The sequence below is a fragment of the Halochromatium sp. genome, assembly GCF_054919635.1.
Window position 1 is genome coordinate 1 of record NZ_JBUDPI010000405.1, and the last position, 3,122, is coordinate 3,122.

The 3,122-nt window shown below is 62.3% G+C and carries 2 protein-coding genes and 1 pseudogene; all 3 read left to right on the forward strand.

Going from position 1 to position 3,122, the window contains the following annotated elements:
* Positions 1 to 33 precede the first annotated feature (33 nt).
* Positions 34 to 249 (forward strand): annotated as a pseudogene (locus ACY693_RS17370) (DNA methyltransferase); the annotation flags it as partial.
* A gap of 84 nt (positions 250 to 333) precedes the next feature.
* The gene (locus tag ACY693_RS17375) at positions 334 to 1,266 is read left to right on the forward strand and encodes a hypothetical protein (RefSeq protein ID WP_462323069.1); all 933 of its coding nucleotides are present in this window, start codon (positions 334 to 336) and stop codon (positions 1,264 to 1,266) included.
* A partial coding sequence (locus ACY693_RS17380) for a DEAD/DEAH box helicase (protein ID WP_462323068.1) occupies positions 1,263 to 3,122 on the forward strand: 1,860 nt, incomplete at its 3' end. The genes ACY693_RS17375 and ACY693_RS17380, both read left to right, overlap by 4 nt.

Genomic DNA, 3,122 nt, shown 5'->3' on the forward strand with positions numbered 1-3,122 from the left:
TCGATCATTGTCGATAGTGTTGACACGGGTTTTGTGAGAGCGGTTCCTGCTAGCCAATGGCGAATTAGCTCTCATGATGCGACTCAATATGGCTCTCGTTTACTTGCAGAAATCATTCCTGACCTTAGGTTTCCCTTTCCGAAAAGCATTTACGCAGTCCATGATTGCATCCGCTTTTTTGTTGCTGATCGGCCAAACGCTATCATCCTTGACTTCTTTTGTGGAAGTGGGACCACCCTGAATGCAGTCAACCTGCTCAATGCCAGCGACGGTGGCCAGCGCCGCTGCATCCTGGTCACCAACAACGAGGTCTCGGGCGACGAGGCCGAAGCCATGCGCGCTCGCGGATTGCAACCGGGCGATCAGGCTTGGGAAGCTCAGGGTATCTGCCGCTCGGTGACCTGGCCGCGCAGCCAATTCACTATTCGCGGACAACGCGATGATGGCACCCCGCTACCGGGTGACTATCTGACCGGCGGCACGGTCGAGCGCGAGCGCCCGCGTCGCATCATCCATATTGGCTTCGTCGATCCGGCCGCACTCAACACCGCTACCCGCAAGAAGCAACTGGTCGCGCTGCTGCCCGACCTGCCGCAAAACCTCGTGACGCCCGACAACCCCTACATCGTCTCTGAGGAGCATTCCACCAGCGTCCTGTTCCACGAGGAAGCGGCTTCAGCGTGGCTAGAGGCTCTAGAGGGTCAAGATCAGATTTCCGACCTCTACATTGTCGCGACGACCAAGGCGGTCTTCGATCGGATCAAGTCAGAGGTGCAGAACCTGCTTGGCCCCTTGCAGATCACCGAGGAAGAAAAGCGCCCGCTCGCCGAGGGCTTCGCCGCCAATCTCGCCTATTTCCGCCTCGACTTTCTCGATCAGGAGCGGGTCGCGCTCAAACGCGCCTTTCGCGAGATCCTGCCGTTGCTCTGGCTGAAGGCCGGGGCCATTGGGCCGCGACCGGAGTTGCCCACCGAAGCGCCCGATCCCGACTTCTTCGCACCACCGGAGAACCCCTTCGCGGTCCTAGTCGATGAAGGCGCCATGCAACCCTTGCTGCAGGTTCTGGATGGCCGCACCGATCTGCGCCTGCTATTCATCGTCACCGATGCCGAGGAGGCCTTCCAGGAATTGGCCGCCGAGGCACGCGCTCGCCTGGCCGGCTCGACTCCGGCCTTGGAAACGGTGCAGCTCTACCGAGATTACCTCGAGAACTTCCTGATCAACATCGATCCGACTCAGGCCGCGCAGCGGGAGGCTGGGGGATGAAGTTCGAGCTGTTCGACTTCCAGCAGACCGCGCTCGAGCAGTTACGCGTGCGAGTCGGGCAAGCGCGCGCACTGGCCAGCCCGCAGGATCCGCAGGCCATCTCCTTCTCGGCGCCCACCGGCAGCGGCAAGACCGTGATCATGGCCGCGCTGTTCGAGGACATCCTGTTCGGCGCGCTTGGCCTGGAGGCCCAACCCGATGCGTCCATCCTCTGGCTGTCCGACATGCCAGAGCTGAACGAGCAGACGCATAAGCGTATCAACCAGGTCTCGGATCGCATCGGCGAGCAACGCCTACTGACCATCGATGCCGATTTCGATCGCGAGCGCCTGGAGCCGGGCGTGATCCACTTCATCAACATCCAGAAGCTCGGCAACGACAAGCGCCTGACCCGCCGCGGTGACAGCCGCGCTTACCCGATTTGGAGCACGTTTACCAACACCGCCCGCTCAGCCCCGGAGCGCTTCTATCTGGTCATCGACGAAGCGCATCGCGGCATGACCAGTGCCCGCAACCGCAACGAAGCCCGCACCCTGGTGCAACGTTTCCTGCTGGGGCATGCCGCTAGCGGCCTGATCCCGATGCCGTTGGTGATCGGTATCTCAGCCACGCCTAGACGCTTCATCGATCTGCTTGAGCAGGCACCGCACAGCCAGCACAAGGTCACCGTGCCGGTGGCCGATGTGCGCGCCTCGGGCTTGCTGAAGGATCGGGTGCCGATTCACCACCCAGACCAGACGGGCGACGCGGAGATGACGCTGCTCGAAGAGGCCGCCCGCACCTGGATGAGGATGCGCCGCGCCTGGCACGCCTACTGTTTAGCCGAGCAAGAGCCGCAGCGGGTCTGGCCGGTGCTAGTGGTGCAGATTGAGAACGGCAGCGAGAACCAGACCTCGCGCACTGATCTAGCAGCCGCCCTTGCCGCCATAGAGCGCGCCATCGGCGAGCCCCTGCGCGAAGGCGAGGCGGTGCATGCGCTACATGACTGCGGCGACCTGGCGATCAGTGGTCACAACATCCGTCGGGTGGATGCCTCGCGCATCGATGAGAACAAGGACATTGGCGTGGTCTTCTTCAAGACCAGTCTGTCGACCGGCTGGGATTGCCCGCGCGCCGAAGTGATGATGTCCTTCCGCCGTGCTGAGGATCACACCTACATCGCGCAGTTGCTGGGACGCATGGTGCGAACGCCCTTGGCACGGCGCATCGAGCGCGACGCAACGTTGAACGACGTGCATCTGTTCCTGCCCCATTTCGACAAGGATGCGGTGGAGGCGGTGATTCAGGATCTCAACAATGTCGAGGAAACACCGCCGGCCGAGACCGGCTCCAGCCGCGAGCTGGTGATCTTGACCCGCCGGCCGGGCACTGAGGCGATCTTTGCCGCCAGCGAAGCGCTCAAGACCTATCGGGTCAACGCCGTGCGCGCCCAGAGCCCAATCCGGCGCTATGTCGATTTGGGACGGCGCCTGAATATCGACGCAATCGAGCCATCCGCCTGGAAGCAGGCCAAAGAGCAGATGATCGCCTGGATGCAACAAGCGGTAGAGGTATTGAAGGCCGACGGCCGCTATGCCAAGGCCGAGGCGGCGATCACGCGGGTGAAGGTGACCACCATCACTGCGGAGTCTGACCCGGATCATCCGGAAGTGCTTGGCAGCGGTCTAACCACCCCGGTGCGCGACTACGAGCTGGAGGCCTCCGAAGCCGACATCGAGCGCCAGTTTGCCGAGGCGGGCCGCCGGTTCAGCAACGCCTTGCATCAAGCCTATTGGGAAGCCCAGGCTGAGCGTGATGCCTTAGAGGTCAAGGTCGAAGTCATTGTGCTGAGCCGTCAGCCGCAAAGCATCGCCGAT

Excerpts from the sequence above, each read along its gene's own strand:
- ACY693_RS17375 (WP_462323069.1), top strand. The coding sequence starts at position 334 with ATGCGCGCTCGCGGATTGCAACCGGGCGATCAGGCTTGGGAAGCTCAG.